Below are 16,232 nucleotides of genomic sequence, written 5' to 3' on the forward strand. Positions count from 1 at the left end.
CAGCAGTTCTTTCTTTTTCGTGTCGATGCTTATCACTGGACATCCGGCATCCAAGTATTCTTGTTTCAGTCTGGCAATATTTTCAAACTGGGCGTTGCGATCGGCGTGCTGCCCCATTGTTCGCTTTTTTTGCGGCTTGCGTCGTCGGTAACCATGATCATGAAGCAGTCGAGAAACGATATTCTTATTGGCTGGAGTTCCCAAATCGGAGAGCTTGCGAGCAATCTGCCGACGAGACAGGTTCGTCCATTTTACGTCGTGCCGCATCGGGTCCCCAGCAGTATGGTTACGGAGTATGGTGAGAAAGTTTTCAGTCAGCTGGGGACTTTTCTCAATCAGCGGTGTGCGTCCGCCCCTTTTTTTCGCTGATGATCAGCGTTCAGATGTTCTGATTCCAGCTCAGCGATACCTCGACGAATCGTTTTCGGGTCACAAGCCAGTAACTGAGAAATGAATTCGATGCCACCATGCCCAAGCTTTATCGCTTCAATCGCAGCATAGCGACGACGATCCCTCTCGTTGAGTGACTGATAAAACCGAACCATTTGAACCTCTACTGTCGTCGAATAACTGCCCAAGATGACCTCCTGCACTCATGCGGAGCAATTATCGACGATTCCTGATCTCTTGAAAATAGGGAAGTTAATTGGGGACTATTCCTAAGGGAAGTGGCATTGGAAAACATACCACCGTTCGCACTGAGCTTGTCGAAGTGCGGTGCAACCATCCTTCGACAGGCTCAGGATGAACGGATTACTTGGTATTTTTCTAACTGCCCCTACCCTAATGTTCAGATTGATAACGCCTCCATAAGCCAGCCAAAACCAATCCGCTCCTGTTCCAGCCTGAGATTTTTACCGTGTAGATTGCTTTTCAATTCAGCAAACAGCTGTTGTTCATCACTGGTCAGGTGAGCAAGTTCGCCCAGAAAACGTTTGTCTTCCGGCTCCTCGACGCAAAGATGCTGATGTTGGAGCAGGGTACTTTGATCCATTAAAAGGGCGCGGGTTTCAGGAAAATGCTGACGCAACCGGGAGAGAATTGCAAAGCCGTGGGTATCGATATCACCCCAGTAGATCATGTTTTTCTGTTTTAGCCAGTGGATGGAAGACAGTGACCGGATACCGTAGCCCAGACCGAAAATTACCATAGCGTCAGCTACCGGAGGAAAAGCCAGGCCGTTCACCTTGTTTTCGGTAATAAAAACCGTGCTGACGCCGGTGTCTATAAATTGAGACAGAGGGACGGTGATATCCGTCACGGGTTCGGTGCTGTCCAGAAGTCGATAACGGATCAGCGGTTCATCATATTTCAGGCCGAAGCGCCGTTCGAAACCATTTTCAGCGAGACCGGTAATAGTACCGTCAAAGTCCTCCGGCTCCAGAATCTGACTCAATAATTCCGACAGAATACCCTTGTTGTTCTCGATAAATTTACTGTCCACGCCCTGAATATCCAGTTGTCGTATATATCGATCCGGTGTTGGGTTCAGGCGAAAATAGTGGCAAACCTTGAGTAGCCGAGACCAGTTTTCCAGTTGCTCCAGGGCTTTAAGAGGCTTCTTTTGTAGCCAGGGTAGCAGTTCCGGCAATTGTCGACGTAGAGTGCCGATCAGTTCATCAAACCGGCGGAAGTCTTTCTGCTTGCCAATAAAACTCAGCCAGTCATCACGAGTATCAAAGAAGATTTTTTCTGGAATGCGCTGGCTACCCAGCATCTTGTGATTGATGGTGCGAACTTCCAGACGGTAGCCGCTACCAGTGGCGGCCTTACTGTGACTGTTCAACTGAGTGATCCAGTCCCGAACTTTGAGGTAATCCTGACTCAACACTTTACCGGCAGGCTTACGGAAGGTAACTTCCAGAGGGAACAGGTGGTCACCGGTCAGAACACTTTTCAGAAAAGCCCCGGAAGTCCAGGGGCGCAGTGCTTTTTTCTTCAGTTCACTCTGGGTGATCATGTTGGTACGGTGCCCATTAGCTTAGGATCTGATGATAGGTCGTTCTATCGATTATGACAGGTTTCGTGTCGTAATCTGAATTCAGCAACTGGATGAGAGTTTGCTTGAATGCCTCAATGCTTTCAGCAGGTAAAGAGAACCGATGAAGCGCAGCGGAAGAACGAGATTTTATTTATTAAGCGCCGACACCGACTTGACTTGCGAATAATATGTACCAATATTAGGTATATATTGGTACTCAATGATAATTAGGGAGGTATCTACAATGGCTAAAAACACCAGTGTAACCTTGGGTGAACACTTTGATTCGTTTATTTTCAACCAAGTTGAAAGCGGCCGTTATGGCTCTGCCAGTGAAGTTATTCGTGCAGCTCTGCGTTTACTGGAAAGTAAAGAAACGAAACTAAATACCCTCAGAAATTTGCTTATCGAAGGCGAAAATAGCGGCCTTGCTGAGTATGACTACGATACCTTTATTAACGAACTCGATAGTGACCATAAACAATGAAGTCTTTTGCCTTAACCCAAAAAGCCAAGGCAGACTTGAAAGAAATTGCAATGTTCACAATGAAACGTTGGGGACGAGAGCAAAGGAATATTTATCTAAAGCAATTTAACGACACATTTATTTTATTGTCTGGACGACCCAGTCTTGGTAAATCCTGTAACGAAATCAGAGAAGGTTATCTAAAATTCCCTCAAGGTAGTCACATGGTTTATTTTAGGCAATCTGGTAAGAATCAAATACAGATTGTGAGAATTCTCCACAAAAGCATGGATGTAGAAATTCACTTCATAGCGCATAACCGATAACAATATCATTGTGTGTCAGGCAGGCGTCGGGCTTAGGGTAGAGGCATTGAAAAACATACCGACGTTCGCACTGAGTTTGTCGAAGTGCGTTGCTACCACCCTTCGACAAGCCCACGGTGAACAAATCGTTTGGTATTTTTCTAACGGCCTCTCCCCTTAGACCGAAGTTTTTTCTACTTCATTGATGATGGATACAACTTGCTGCTGACGCTCAAGCTCCTGCTGCTTTTCCTCCCGATATTGTTCAATGGTCAGATTACGCAGCATAGAATGGTTGCCGCCCTGGTTATGAACAAAGTGTACAGAGTTGACATAATCTTCGATCACATGAATTTTCTGCAACGGCGTCACGATCAACAGTTGCAGGTTCAGCTTACGGAACAGCTCCAGCCCGTAACGTGCTGATTCGTCAGAACCCCGCCCGAAGGCTTCGTCAATCATCACAAATCGGAAGGATCGGGAACGGTTTTCGCCCCACTCAAGCCCAAGCTGATAAGCCAACGCTGCGGCCAGAATGGTGTAAGCCAGCTTCTCTTTTTGGCCGCCAGATTTTCCTCCTGCATCGGAATAAAACTCTTTCTCGGAGTCGTCTTCCCGGTAGCGTTCGGAAGCATTGAACAGGAACCAGTTGCGCACATCGGTGACTTTGCGGGTCCACCTTTTATCCAGTTCACTCTGTCCTTCCCGACCATTAAACCGCTCCACAATGGTTTTTACTTGCAGGAATTTGTTTTCGGCGTAGGCATCATCAGTGCTATCTGCCGACAGTGTTTCTCCAAGGCAGTTACGCAGGTCGATTTTAAACTGGTTGATTTCCGGGGCACGGTGGTTATCTGCTACCAGTCGTATATAGGTGCCTTCGCTGTAGTCGATGGCGGCCAGAGAGCGGTTGATGGTGGCGATTTTATCCCGAATGGTTTGCTGTTGATGGTCCAGCCAATTTTGGAACATGGCCATATTGTGAATGGTGCCTTCATTGAGCATCTGCTTGAAGCGCTGTTCATGGCGGGGCAGATCTTCCCCTTGCAGGGTATCGAGCATGGCAGAGAATTCAGAGACCGATCCCATCGCCGCATCGACTTCCCGGGTTTCCTGTGGATAAGCGTTTTTGTAATCTGCCATTTGGCCGGTGATGCGCGAAGACAGTTCCCGGGATTTGCGCTCCTGGCCATCCAGCCGGTCTTGCAGCCATTTGCGCATAGTTACCTGACCACTGTCGCAGCTTTCAATGGTGATCTTTTTATCACCCAGCGCATCCTGCTCCATTTCTTCCAGAATGGGAAAGCTCAACTCCCGTTGGTTTTCCGGTAATTCCTCAAGCTGCTTTTCCGATTGTGTCAGCAGCTTTCGATCCTGCTTCAACTTTTCTTCCGCGGTGCCAGACTCCCGTGAGAGTTTTCGTTCCTGTCCTTCTTTTTCCAGTGTCAGGGCTTCGCTTCGTTCCAGCCTTTCCCGCAAGGTTCGAAGAATATCGGAGCCGGTTTCCAGCTGCTGTTTTTCTTGTTCAAGTGCTTCCATCTGGACGGCTAGCGGTTGCCAGTGGATGTCGGCGAAGTTGGCGAATTTCAGTAGCAGTTCGAACTGCAGCTGTCGTTGGTTCAGCTGTTTCACCTGTTGACTGAATCGGGCTTGAGCGGAGGCGGATTCCTGAATCTGGCTTTCCAGCTGTTTTCGGGTGGCTTCCAGGGTGAAGATTTTTTCCCGGTTACTCCAGCCCAATACAAAGCGAGAACGATCATCAATACGGAAACGGTCGTCTTTTTCGTGACGGCTGCCACCGCTTTTCAGTTGCCCTGAAGCAGTGATGGCACGAGTCTCACGACGGAATTCGTCCATCTTCTCGCAGCAGGTATAATCAAAACGTTGCGCCAGTTCCTGCTCCAGCCAACTGTAAAACTGGCTGTCGGTTTTGATGGAGATTTTCCGACAAAGCGAGCGAGGGTCAACGCTGTCGATGATCGTGCGGGCAGGCTGACGAATCCGATAATAGACCAGCCGACCTTTGAGATGAGTCTGATCCACATAGTCAGCCACTGCCTGATAATGATCATCGGGCACCAGCAAGCTCAAAGCAAAGTTATGCAACACTCGCTCAACCGCACCTTCCCAGAGTTTATCTTCTTCACGAACTTGCAATAGCTCACCGGCAAAAGGCAGTGCGGTTTCCGGTAATTGCAGGTGTTCGCTTAAAGCCTGACGGATGCTCAAATTTCGGCTGGGGATATTGGACTGCCGACTTTTGAGAGAAGTAATCTCTTCTTCTAACTCGGTATGCTGGCTACGTAACGCCTGCAATTGAACCGCATGTTCTACCTGCCGGTTTTGCAGATCGGCCTGATCTTTTTCCAGAGATTCCAGACCCTGTTTTGCCTGCTGCCGATTGTGGAAAAAACCATCATCGTCCACCGGCTCCGGTAGCTCCAGATGACGGCAAATGCCGAGGTAGTCATCACAGGCTTTGGCGATGCGACTGCGTTCCCGACTGAGCCGTTCCAGTTCGGTTTTTAACTCTGACAGCCGCTGGCCGCCGTTCTGATCGATAGCCCGTTCCAATTCCCGGCTGGTGGTTCTCAGAACCTCAATGGCCAGTCGCAGCTCTTGCAGGCGGGCTTCCAGCTTTTGCTGTTCCTGATCCCGACGCTCAATTCGCTGGGTTAACAGCGTGATTTTCTTATGGGCAAAAAAACCGTACAGCGCTTCACGACAGTGGCGCAGGTTAGTGATAGCGGATTCGATGGTGTCATACTGATCGCAGTTGGCAATCAATGGCGCCAGCAGATCAATTTGCTGGCGAGCTTTTAGTACCGCTTCGTGGGCTCGGTTCAGGTTATCAAACTGACGACTTAACTCGTTTACTTTCTCCTGAGCATCGGTGCTTTCCAGCATGTGGTTGCGGACAAATTCTGTCAGGTTGCCCACAGATTTCATGGAAACGGTTTGATAAAGCAACTCCAGAGCCTGATCGTTTTCGATGCCCATCTGTCGGCGGAATTCCGCCTGATACTGACTAAAACTGTCGAACAGTTTGACCTGATCCAGTCGTTTCAGTTTCTTTTTCAGGTCGCTAATATCGCTGCCAAAGCCACTGAATTGTTTAGCAATAGACAACGGTTTTCGGGCAACAATATAAAACCGTTCTGGTGTATTGCTGTTATCTCGACTCCAGAATACCTGGGCAAGAGTGATGGTCTGATCAAACCCTTCATTAACAAAGCGAGCCAGCAACACGCTGTAGCTGTTGTGGTCTCGCAGGGCGACTGCTTTGGCGCTTAGGGTGTCGTCGTCTTTCGCACTTTTATAGTAACCGCGCACATAGGAAGTGAGGTTGCGCTCTTTGGTTTCGGCACCGGCGGCTTTGTTGTAGGTGATTTTCTGACTGGGCACCAGCAGTGTAGTGAGGCCATCCACCAGGGTTGATTTACCGGAGCCGATATCGCCGGTGAGCAGGCTGTTATCGCCACCGGGATTGGCTACCCAGATTTTTTTATGGAAGGTGCCCCAGTTAAGCACTTCCAGTGCAGACAAACGAAATCCTGCGCGAGCTGGTTCTTCAGCGTTAGCCTCAGAAAAATCAAACGAGTGTTTCTGCATGGTCCCGGTATACCTTCAATTTGTCGTTAAAATCCGCCAGCCAATCGGCATCCACCAATGCTTTAATGATTCGTCGTACTTCCCAGGCCGGTGGATTACCGGCCAGTTTTTTCAGGAAGCCAAACTCTGACACCTTATTGATATGGGTATCGATCTGATCAAACAGACGGGCTTCGTTGGCGCGATCGGGCAAAAAGACCCGCATCATCTCGACGATCTGTTCCCGGGTGAGAATCAGGCGGGCATCGCCGCCGGAGGCATCCTGCTCCACCATTTTTTTACGCAGCAACACACAGAGTAGGCTGACCGGAAAACTTAAAGGACGACGGGCAACCAGTCGGGGCATTTTGGTTTGTTCGGGAGCATCTTCGGCATCATCATCCAATTGGCGAAGAAAAGCATAACCCTCCGCTTCGTCCAGAATCAGATCCAGCCCCATGACCCGCACATAATCCAGCACCGGCCCATGGAGTTCTTCCAGCTGTTGCCACACGGCCGGATTTTGATCCCGGTAAACAACGCCTTTCATTAAGTGAACCGCCACTACGCCGAGACTGGCGTTGTCGGGTGCGGAACTTGGGTTTTCATTTTTCATTATGGGTGGTCGCTGTTATAGGGTTCTGCATTATCGGACAGTGGTGTTCACAAGCTGTCTACTGCGATCAAGTAAAGTGTATTGGCAATAATATCAGGGTTTTGAGCGGGTGCAGGTGATCTGTCCATATGAATCTTTAATTATTCACCTTTCGCCCAAAATTTTTGGATTGAAGTGTTAAGTACTCGGCCATATGGAATCGAATATTTCTGGCTTGTTGATCAGGTTCTCTGCAAGGCGCGACGGCGGGAGCATAGCGAGCTATGTGACCAGAGTTGCAACGCAGTCAGAGGGGCTGATCAATGAGTCAGAAAATATGATTTCATATGGCTGGGTACTTATACACCCAAGAAAACACTCCATTGATAAAGGTGTTACTTTATATGCTAAGAAGTCAGCTCTATGCGAGACCTTTTACAGAGATATCATTAGGTCTTTTGAATAAGGAGGAACGTGAAGGTTGTCGGCAGAGGAAAAGGTTTGTCCATTGCGGTGTTGAGCCGGAATTTGATCCATATTGGTCTTTGTTGAAATCCATATTGGTCTTTGTTGAAATCCATATTGGTTTTTGGTGTAATCCATATTAGTCTTTGGCGTAATCCATATTAGTTTTTGTTATAATCCATATTGGTCTTTGCTATAATCCATATTGGTCTTTGCTATAATCTATATTGGTCAGGCTTTGAATCTATTTTGGTCGGAATGGTTTATGGAATATATTGCAAGAAAAATAGAGAAAAATCTGCAGGTGTGTCTAAAGGACACGCCTGTGATTATTATTACTGGCCCCCGGCAGTCTGGTAAAACAACTCTGGCTCAGCATTTTCTGGCACAGATGACGGATAGTGCTGAAAATAGTGCAGAAAAAGGCAGTTATCTGACTCTGGATGATGAGAATATTCTTGCTGTCGCTCAACGTGATCCTATTGGACTCTTGAGACAGCAACGCCGGCCTATGGTGATTGATGAAATTCAGCGAGCGCCAGAACTGATCCGTACTATAAAAATGCTCGTTGATGAAGATCGAAAACCCGGATCGTTTATTCTGACGGGATCAGCGGATTTGATGACCCTGCCCACATTGGCAGACTCCCTGGCTGGCCGGGCTGAGTTTGTGACACTCTACCCCTTTAGCCAGCCTGAGCTGCAGCAGGATTCAACAAAGCAGGCAGGCAAAAACAAAGCTCCAGATCCTTGCTCGGCGCAAGAATCAGACATTATTCAACAACTGCTGTCGGCCGATTTTGTGCCTGAGCATAGGCGTCACTTTGAGTATGATGAGGTGATTGCAGCCATTGTCTGTGGAGGCTATCCGGAAGTATTGCAGCGTTCCGCCAGCCGCCGGAATCGCTGGTACCGTGCTTATACCGATGCCATCATCCGCAAGGATATCAAGGATGTCTTTCAGCTTCAAAAACTGGACGAAATGGGGCAGCTGTTAAAATTGCTGGCATCCATTTCTTCTGAAGCGCTGAATTACGCCAGCCTCGGTAAAGCCGTGCAAATGGACACTAAATCAGTACAGAAGTATGTTTCTGCGCTTGAAAACCTTTATTTGGTTAAACGTATTCCCGCCTGGCACCGGAATGAATTGAAGCGTGCTATTAAACAACCAAAAATTCATTTTGTAGATACAGGATTATTGTGTGCTACCCGAGGTATTAATGAAACTGCAATCAAGGCTGATCGAAACCTGACAGGCGCACTGATGGAAACCTGGATTTGTTCGGAATTATTGAAAGCCATTGCTGTCAGTGAAGAAGATTGCCAGCTGTTTCACTATCGAGATAAAAGCCAGAGGGAAGTCGATTTTATTTTGGCTAACAATAATGGTCTTGCTACTGGAATTGAAGTGAAGGCTGGAATGACCATAAAGAAAGACATGTTTGCGGCTCTGGAGATGCTGATAGAAGCAGGCTCCATTCAGAAGGGGGTCATCGTTTATAACGGAGATAAGATGTTGCCCTTTTCGGATAAATTAGTCGCAGTACCGGTTGGCTGTCTGTTTTGAGCTTTGTTATGAGAGGGTGGCTTGCAAGCTCGATGCAGAGTTTTGCATCAGGCATCTCTGGGACATACCCTTTTGATAGCCATAGTAAATTTATGCACAAGTGATGAAGTCACCCCACAATAGGATTGCATGCCTGCTTATCACACTAACTCTTACCGGGAATCTGTATTGTGAATTACCTTACTGAAGAAGATTACGTTCTTGATCTGATCGAGCGCCTCACTCCATATCTGCCAATGGTTGCTCATCCGGGCAAAGGGTTGATCGCCAGTTACCGTCAAAGTTCAGCGGATCAGCCAAAGATCAAATTCAGGAAAGATCATAAGCTGATAGTGACTGCGGCTCACTACCTGGGAGATGAAGGTGGGTTATCTCTGGCCTATGCGTCACCGGTAAGTGGGGATGGCTATGTTATGGTGACCTCAATCACTCACTTGAAACTTGACCCGAAACATCCACTTTATAAAGAGCTACGCACATATCAATTAGCAAGAGTGTCAAGGCTCCAGAAACAGGGTGGTAAACGTCTGCCATCTAATATCTTTTATGACTCTCTCACATGAAATGTCATCGTCCCCTGCAGCTTATGGCAGGGACTCAATAATGATGAAGTGGTTTTATTCGACTGTTGAGTTGAGTCTGCCTAACCATATGATTGGGGAACTTATCAGCGGGTAAATATCACCGAGGGCATCCAGGCTGATTTTTCGCCGCCGTGATTATCCTGCCAGCCAATGGCTTGGTTCTGGTCAGTATTGATCACTGCCCGATCGGATTCTGAAGCAATGTGCAGGTAAGCCACCACTTCACTTAGCCCTTTTTTCACCGGATAGAGGTTCACCAGTTCCGCAAGGGTGATTTGCGTACGGGTCTGCAGGGCAAAACGTATCTGGCTTCTTAGTTGCTGTTCATCCACATAATGCTGATTGTACAGCGCACTGGTATCCACATTGGCTTCGCCTTCTTCCGGCACTTCATTAATTACTGGGCGTAGAGCGGGCCTGAAAAGGCCACGAGCCATGGGCAGTTCGATTTCCGGTTTGAGCGGAGCCAGAGTTGTGAAGACTTTTTCTGCCGGCGGTGATTGTCGTACGACAATGGCGCTTTGTTCAATCTCTCGAACAATTTCCATAATCCTCCGGTTTTCCAGCCAGGCCTGATCGTCCAGATAGCGCCGCAGTTGTTCAACCAGTAAGGCGCAAGTGCTGTTCACTTTCTCGCCGGCCTCTAACAGGCGAAAGCGAATACCTTCCAGCAGCGTATCCTGTTCATGGCTAGTGGTGTGATTTTGAGGACTATCAACACTTTGCAGTGATTCGATTTCGGGAAGTTGCAGAACTTTTTGTAGGGTTTCCTGCAGTTCATCCTGGCTGGCGGGTGACATCAGCCAGCTCCAGAAGGCTTTGAAAGATCGTCCCTGGTCCGATTCTGTGATGGCGTCTTGTTCTGAGAAAATGGTGTCCAGCATTTGTCCTTTACCGCTGTTGCTGGTGGTGATGCGTTCTCTTACGCCGCGATCCAGAGAGCGAAAGTTTTCCTCCACCTGGCGGAAATCAGACAACAATTGTCTGGCGGTTTCTTCTGCTTGCAGGAATTTTTCTTTCACACGAGTGCTGTCGTGAGGTGTGATATGACCGGCCTGCAATTGAGCGATTTTCCGTTCGATGGCTTGCTTCTCTTGCTCCAGCTGTTGAATACGCAGTGATGGATCGGTTTCTGTTTCGTCGGCGATTTCCCGCAGCAGGCGGAAGATGGTCAGTAGTCTGGATTCCGTGCCCACAAACTGCTTCTGCTCAAAACTGGTTATCCATTCAATTACTTTCTCGGTGGCTGGCGTCAGATCAAACAGCGGCTCATCACCAACACTGGCGGCAGGATAATATTTGCGCAGAAAACCCTGCTCGCCCTTTGCCCAGTTGTTGAGATAGTCTTTGCCTTTTTTTGGGAAACGTTTCTCGCCGAACGATTCCCGGAGATGGTGCAGGTAGTCATCCAAACGGGTAGCCAGCTCTTCGGCAGCAATAGAGCGCTGGTTGGTGGCGATAAAAGCACGATGCAGAAAGCTGATAATCAGCGGCGCACTGTCAGCCTGTAACAAACGCCAGGCAGGATGAGTACGCAGGCCGGAGATGCGATTGAAGTCCATGTTTTGAGTCGGGGCAGTTTGGCTTAAATGATTGGTGATAGTAGCTGGTTGTTAGCTATGCATCCATTCTGAGTCTCTTTCAATATGAAATAAGCCTGAGTTCTCCTTGGTTCATTATTGAGTCGGAGCTCATGCTGTATTTTTATATTTGAAAATCCGGGTGTAATCTTTTCCAGTGCTCAATTAGCCTTGTTTTATGCCCTTCATTCATAGGGAGGTTTTTGATAGCTGGCAGCCACGTTGTCTTTGCCTTATCCATCACATCATCGAGGTGTGGTTTTATGACTCGCCATGGTATGCCAGATTTTTCGGACCATGACCGGAAATGTGAGTAGGATACTTCATACCAATCTTTGGTTTTCCCTAAATTTAGAGCGAAGTTGCGTTCTCCATCGATGTAAACACTGGTTGTTACTATGTCGTAGGCCGGTGACAAACGTGGCGTCACCTTATCCTCGTACAATAGACTCCAGTTTTTTAAATGAGCATCGCCATTCGCTAACAAGATATTGACCAGCAAGCGCCTTGCGAACTGCTGAACATCCGCTAATGCATCGCCTGAAAACTCGTACAGAATACGGCCAATCTGCTCATAACTAGCAAAGCTGTATTTTTCATGGGGATATTTCACCAGAACTTGTGCAAAATCCTCCATATGAATTCGCGCCACCTGATCAGAAGATGAAGAAGCATTTCTGTCAAAGCGTTTGATGGCGAATGCCTGAATCTCGTCGGGTAAGTTAATTTTTGGTAGGTGTTCTAACGCACTCAAATCAACTAGCTTGATTTCCGGTATATCGATGCCCACCAATGATGCGAGCGTCATTGCAGTGTATTCATTGACGGGTACATCCTTATGGTGAGTAGATGGCGTTTTGATAATCCAATCACCTAAAGCATCCGCTTTTGAAAGGTTATAACGCCCATCTTTTTCCTTCATTGAGAATTTCATTTGGACGCCAGCCAGGGAGAATTTATTTTCCTGTGCTTGCTTGTCGTAAAAAGATTGTTCGAAGTTGACAACTTTTGTATTTCGCTTCGTTCCTCGGGAGATGGTCGATAGAACCGTGTCAGGCACTTCTTCAGGCTTTAGTGGTATAGCAACAATCGCACCGGGCAAATCTTCTCCCAGATATGACAGGATATGGAATTCATTGTCGATATGCACCTTTAGCCCCTGAGCTACCAGCTCTCGCAGTGATCCCTCTGGTAATAGGTTTGAAAGAGTGGGGTGCAAGCGCTGATTTTTTGCCCAAGGCTCTGCCATCAATGTCGTGGAATTGGGAAATACTGGGTGCGTAATCAGGCTAAAGGTAGAGCGGTGTTCATTATTTCTAAACTCATCAGAAAAACCGAGTACATTTCTACCATTCTGGAATCCAGCAAGATAGCCAACAACTTCTCCGTGGAGTGTTAGCTTGAGGACATTGACGACGTCATTCACGAACTATCTCCAAGCAGGCCTTGCCATGGATCATCCGACAGGCTTTTCTTTTTCTTAGGCTGCGATTCGGTATTATCAAGGCATTGAGAATCAGGGTTTTGTTCATCAATTGCGCACTCTTCTAACGCCGCCAAAACAGCACTCCGCTTTTCTTTCGGGATCAGCATGATTTCACTGTTAAGGCCATTAGCAATTAACTCGAGCGTTGCTAACCTTGGATTGCCTTTTGACTCTAGACGCTGATACTGCTGACGTGAAACACCGATACGTAATAGCATGTCATTTTGCTTCAAACCTAATTCCATGCGTCTTTTCTTGAGTTGATGTAATAGGTTTATCATATTATTCAGGTCAACTTATAAGTTGCTTATAACAATAAAGAAACATAATAGTTGCTTTTTGAAATCAAGGCAATTAATAAGTTTCTTTTTTCGGGCTTGAGATGCTTGATGGCGGCATCTGCGATGTAGACGAGGTGATCTTTGCTTAACACTCGTAACATTCTTAGCCCTGACTGACTCCACCGGATGACGGGTTATGGCTGGTACCAGTTATAATTGACATGATTTTGGAGGTATTGAGATATAGCAATGACAACGGCAAAAGATACAGTTTGGGGAATGAGTCCTAATCATACCATGGCCAGACAGCTTGCCGTTCGAGATATTCCTGCACTGGTTTATGATGCTGTTAATCTGGAAGGCGTAGCGATGACGATGCCAGAAGTTCAAACGCTGTTGGACGGAATTACTGTTGGCGGACATAAAATCAGCGATCAAAATATGGTGTTAAATCAGGCTGATGCCTGGAAGTACCTGTTTTCGATCGTGTCAGAAAATACATTTTCATTCTCTAAACGTATTGCACTTGATATACAGGCTATTGCCGATAAAGAAGAAGCCTTGGGCCGGGGTATTTTTCGCTCTGGCAACGTCACCATAAGTGGCTCTGCCTATGAGCCTCCTAATGCTAAAAAACTCGATGAAATCTGGCCTGAAATCGAATTAGAAGTGAGTCAACATATTGATATCTATGATCAAGCGATTACCGCATTTCTAAGAATGGCAAGAGCTCAATTTTTTTGGGATGTTAATAAACGCATGGGCAGATTCATGATGAATGGGATTCTACTTGCTAATGGCTATCCCATTATCAATGTGCCCGCAGCCCGCCAGAAGGAGTTTAATCAACTCATGCTTGAGTTTTATGCAACTGGCGACATTCACGAAATGAATGCTTTTCTGAGGTCATGTTTACATCTAAAAATTGTCGAGAACTTCCAATTAAATGTTTAGGTGTAGAGTCTGTTGACGCTATTCACCTGCTTCCTCCTAGCAGGCCTTGTACCGAAACTTCAACGGGTTCTGGCTCACACCCACAGCCCGAGTTGTTTCAAATACTGCTCCCACTCAGTTAACAGTGCTGTCTTTTCCTCCCAGTACTCATTTTTGTCATAGTGCTTGCTTTGCACACCGCTAAAAACGTGATGCTGGATTCGCTTCACATCATCAGGATCGTAATTTTTGATGACTTTTTTGAAATGCTTTTTCATCAGAGTGGTGCAGGTGCTGCGAAGACCGTCATACTTGACCGATGTCTTTGCCCACGTACTGTATAGCCTGAACTGTTTTGGGATATAGCTTTCTGAGAATGGATAGATTTTGCCTACGCCACCGCTCAGTTCTCGAAGCCGTTTGAGGCACTCAATGGCGGTATCTGACAGGTAGACAAGGTATTCTCTCGGCTTACCGCTGTTACCTTTATAGTCGATGATTTCTATGGAACGCTCTTCAAAATCGACCCTGCCCCAGTCCACATCAATCAGTTGTCGTTTACGGTGCCCACCGAGCAGTATGTTCAGCGTGATCAGGTAAAACGTGCTGGTTTCCATGCAAAATCGTGTCGAGTCATCTTTATCAAGGGTGACGGATTGATAGAATTGAGTCAGTTTCTTTTCCGTGAGGTGATTATTTTTTGATTGTTCAAAAGAGGGGTCTGTTGCGACATCCTGCGCCGGGTTATAGCGAATTCGGGAAAAATCGACATCAGGAAACCCTTTCTCTCTGAGCGCTCCAAGCGTTGCCTGCCGTTTTTTGGCAAAGTTATACGCCGTTGTCAGGTACGTTTTTACCCGGTTGGAGGATCGACCAATGTCTCGCTTTACCATATGGCTGACAATTTTCTCGATACAATCCTCTGTCACTTCGTGAGCCAGAGTATCAAGAATAGGCTCAAACTTTTTGACGCCAAGCACATTTTTGGTTAGCTCACGCTTTACGTTGTCTCTATCCTTTTTGCCGGACTGTGTCTGGTAATAAATATAGAAATGGACAACATCTTTAAAAGTTGCCAGCCTCTTTTCCGGTGTGTGTGACAGATTAACCGCAAGTGGGTCTATGCCTTGTTTGATCTGCTTCCGATAAAGTGCTGTATCTTCGGTTGCTTTTGAGAACGGATAAGTTTCAGGGTCAAATTTCCCCAGGCTGATCTTGCGGACTTTTTTGTGCTCGTTGGTATACCGATAGATAAAGGTGCCGACGACGGTATCATTGCTGTTAATCTTCATCCGAAAAACAATGGAGCCCTCGCCCTGGGGGAAAGAGTGAATCGCGAGAGAAGTGTCGTTTTCTCCACCATTTTTATGCTGCTTCAAAAAGTCTTTGCACAGCTTTGTCAGTGTATTTGTGTTAACCTTTTTTGGTTTCTGCATGGTGCGTTTAACTGCCTGTCCTGTTGCTGTTTTAATGACTAGCTTTTATGACAATCAAGCACTCTGAATTCCATATCCGAGCAATACCGTCTGATCATACGACAACAATTTGTTGATCGTTCGGTTAATTAATAATCTAGTTGGATTTCCTGGAATGAGCAACAATTCTGGGGTCATTTCTGGGGTCATTTCTGGGGTCATTTCTGGGGTCAGTTTTGCTTTTTTGGGGACAGTTTTGGGACAGTTTCCCATTGCGATGTAAAAATAGAGCATGAAAGCTGTTGACAGATCATGAAAATATTAAATATAATTAATTCAATAACTTGCTGACGATTTCTGGCTGTATTTGAAAGCAAAAGCAAGGATATGACAGATTATGCCTGGGTAGCTCAGTTGGTAGAGCAGCGGATTGAAAATCCGCGTGTCGGTGGTTCGATTCCGCCCCTAGGCACCATATGATGAAGGCCTCGAAGCGTTAAGTTTCGAGGCCTTTTTTGTTATTGGTACTTTGTCGTATGAGTAATATGGCAGATACTAGCAGCAGCCATACTGAAAGCCTTTTCCTCGCCTTCCCAGTCGTGGTGATGTACTGCCACCACAACCTACATTTTCCGTAATGGAGTCTTCTCCACAGCATTTAGTATGATGTTGCGATTTTTGTTTACATTGATGCACTTGATCTGAAGATGATAGATGCTTTTTGGGTGCATTGTTGCTCAGCACATCTTCTACAAGGGTAAGGTGAGGAACTTGAAAGACCTGTATGTCGATGTCTAGGAGGCTGTCGGACTTGAAAGTAAAAACCGGAGATGGGCCGCAATAAAGTCAAAAATCACAGAATCCAGTCTGGAAGTGCTGTTTATGTCGTCAGTCTCTTTTGCCCAAATATCCAAATGCATGCGACAAATAACCTGTAAGCTGAAATAAACTGCATAAAAATGATACTTTCCTGAAGATCTTTC

Annotated in this window: 14 protein-coding genes and 1 tRNA gene; 6 read left to right on the forward strand and 9 right to left on the reverse strand. The window is 46.6% G+C overall.

Annotated features, from left to right (window positions below):
• The 3 genes from AKL11_RS11750 to AKL11_RS11760 form a co-directional block, all read right to left on the reverse strand.
• Window positions 1-339, reverse strand: a 339-nt coding sequence (locus tag AKL11_RS11750) for an ISAzo13-like element transposase-related protein (RefSeq protein ID WP_436404693.1), incomplete at its 3' end; no start/stop codon positions are given.
• The gene (locus AKL11_RS11755; protein WP_095210384.1) at window positions 336-578 is read right to left on the reverse strand and encodes a hypothetical protein; all 243 of its coding nucleotides are present in this window, start codon (window positions 576-578) and stop codon (window positions 336-338) included. The genes AKL11_RS11750 and AKL11_RS11755, both read right to left, overlap by 4 nt.
• Window positions 579-790: 212 nt before the next feature.
• Complete coding sequence (locus AKL11_RS11760) at window positions 791-1,960, reverse strand: DUF3322 domain-containing protein (RefSeq protein WP_067517613.1); 1,170 nt, start codon at window positions 1,958-1,960, stop codon at window positions 791-793.
• A 265-nt stretch (window positions 1,961-2,225) separates the two neighbouring features.
• Between AKL11_RS11760 and AKL11_RS11765 the strand changes: the two genes are divergently transcribed.
• Together AKL11_RS11765 and AKL11_RS11770 are read left to right on the forward strand one after the other, a co-directional pair.
• Window positions 2,226-2,468, forward strand: coding sequence for a type II toxin-antitoxin system ParD family antitoxin (locus AKL11_RS11765; RefSeq protein ID WP_067517615.1), 243 nt, complete (start codon window positions 2,226-2,228; stop codon window positions 2,466-2,468).
• Window positions 2,465-2,773 (forward strand): type II toxin-antitoxin system RelE/ParE family toxin, encoded by a 309-nt coding sequence (locus AKL11_RS11770; RefSeq protein WP_067517617.1) that lies wholly within the window; start codon window positions 2,465-2,467, stop codon window positions 2,771-2,773. The genes AKL11_RS11765 and AKL11_RS11770 overlap by 4 nt, the downstream gene beginning before the upstream one ends.
• A 156-nt stretch (window positions 2,774-2,929) precedes the next feature.
• Here the strand turns inward: AKL11_RS11770 and AKL11_RS11775 are convergent, their stop codons facing one another.
• Window positions 2,930-6,364, reverse strand: a complete 3,435-nt coding sequence (locus AKL11_RS11775; RefSeq protein ID WP_067517619.1) for an ATP-binding protein — start codon at window positions 6,362-6,364, stop codon at window positions 2,930-2,932.
• Window positions 6,345-6,959, reverse strand: a complete 615-nt coding sequence (locus tag AKL11_RS11780; RefSeq protein ID WP_067517621.1) for a DUF4194 domain-containing protein — start codon at window positions 6,957-6,959, stop codon at window positions 6,345-6,347. The genes AKL11_RS11775 and AKL11_RS11780 overlap by 20 nt, the downstream gene beginning before the upstream one ends.
• Before the next feature lie 709 nt (window positions 6,960-7,668).
• Here AKL11_RS11780 and AKL11_RS11790 point away from each other — a divergent pair.
• Window positions 7,669-8,970 carry an ATP-binding protein gene (locus AKL11_RS11790; protein ID WP_067517625.1) on the forward strand — a complete coding sequence of 434 codons (1,302 nt, stop codon included), beginning with the start codon at window positions 7,669-7,671 and terminating at the stop codon, window positions 8,968-8,970.
• 170 nt (window positions 8,971-9,140) lie between these two features.
• Window positions 9,141-9,533 (forward strand): hypothetical protein, encoded by a 393-nt coding sequence (locus AKL11_RS11795; protein WP_067517628.1) that lies wholly within the window; start codon window positions 9,141-9,143, stop codon window positions 9,531-9,533.
• 104 nt (window positions 9,534-9,637) lie between these two features.
• On the opposite strand, the gene AKL11_RS11800 is transcribed toward AKL11_RS11795, so the two are convergent.
• The 3 genes from AKL11_RS11800 to AKL11_RS11810 all read right to left on the reverse strand — a co-directional run bounded on the left by AKL11_RS11800 (window position 9,638) and on the right by AKL11_RS11810 (window position 12,901).
• Window positions 9,638-11,116: a DUF3375 domain-containing protein gene (locus AKL11_RS11800; RefSeq protein WP_067517630.1), complete on the reverse strand. Its 1,479-nt coding sequence runs from the start codon at window positions 11,114-11,116 to the stop codon at window positions 9,638-9,640.
• A 142-nt stretch (window positions 11,117-11,258) separates the two neighbouring features.
• Window positions 11,259-12,560 (reverse strand): type II toxin-antitoxin system HipA family toxin, encoded by a 1,302-nt coding sequence (locus AKL11_RS11805; RefSeq protein ID WP_067517632.1) that lies wholly within the window; start codon window positions 12,558-12,560, stop codon window positions 11,259-11,261.
• Complete coding sequence (locus tag AKL11_RS11810) at window positions 12,557-12,901, reverse strand: helix-turn-helix domain-containing protein (protein ID WP_067517634.1); 345 nt, start codon at window positions 12,899-12,901, stop codon at window positions 12,557-12,559. The genes AKL11_RS11805 and AKL11_RS11810 overlap by 4 nt, the downstream gene beginning before the upstream one ends.
• A 249-nt stretch (window positions 12,902-13,150) precedes the next feature.
• On the opposite strand from AKL11_RS11810, the gene AKL11_RS11815 reads away from it, so the two are divergent.
• Entirely contained in the window at window positions 13,151-13,855 is a 705-nt protein-coding gene (locus AKL11_RS11815; RefSeq protein WP_216636519.1) for a Fic family protein, read from the forward strand.
• A 74-nt stretch (window positions 13,856-13,929) separates the two neighbouring features.
• Here the strand turns inward: AKL11_RS11815 and AKL11_RS11820 are convergent, their stop codons facing one another.
• On the reverse strand, window positions 13,930-15,270 hold the full coding sequence (locus AKL11_RS11820) for a tyrosine-type recombinase/integrase (RefSeq protein WP_067517636.1): 1,341 nt from the start codon (window positions 15,268-15,270) through the stop codon (window positions 13,930-13,932).
• A gap of 378 nt (window positions 15,271-15,648) precedes the next feature.
• Here AKL11_RS11820 and AKL11_RS11825 point away from each other — a divergent pair.
• Window positions 15,649-15,724, forward strand: a tRNA-Phe gene (locus AKL11_RS11825).
• The last annotated feature ends 508 nt before the right edge of the window (window positions 15,725-16,232 follow it).

This window comes from Endozoicomonas ascidiicola (assembly GCF_001646945.1).
Lineage (GTDB): Bacteria > Pseudomonadota > Gammaproteobacteria > Pseudomonadales > Endozoicomonadaceae > Endozoicomonas > Endozoicomonas ascidiicola.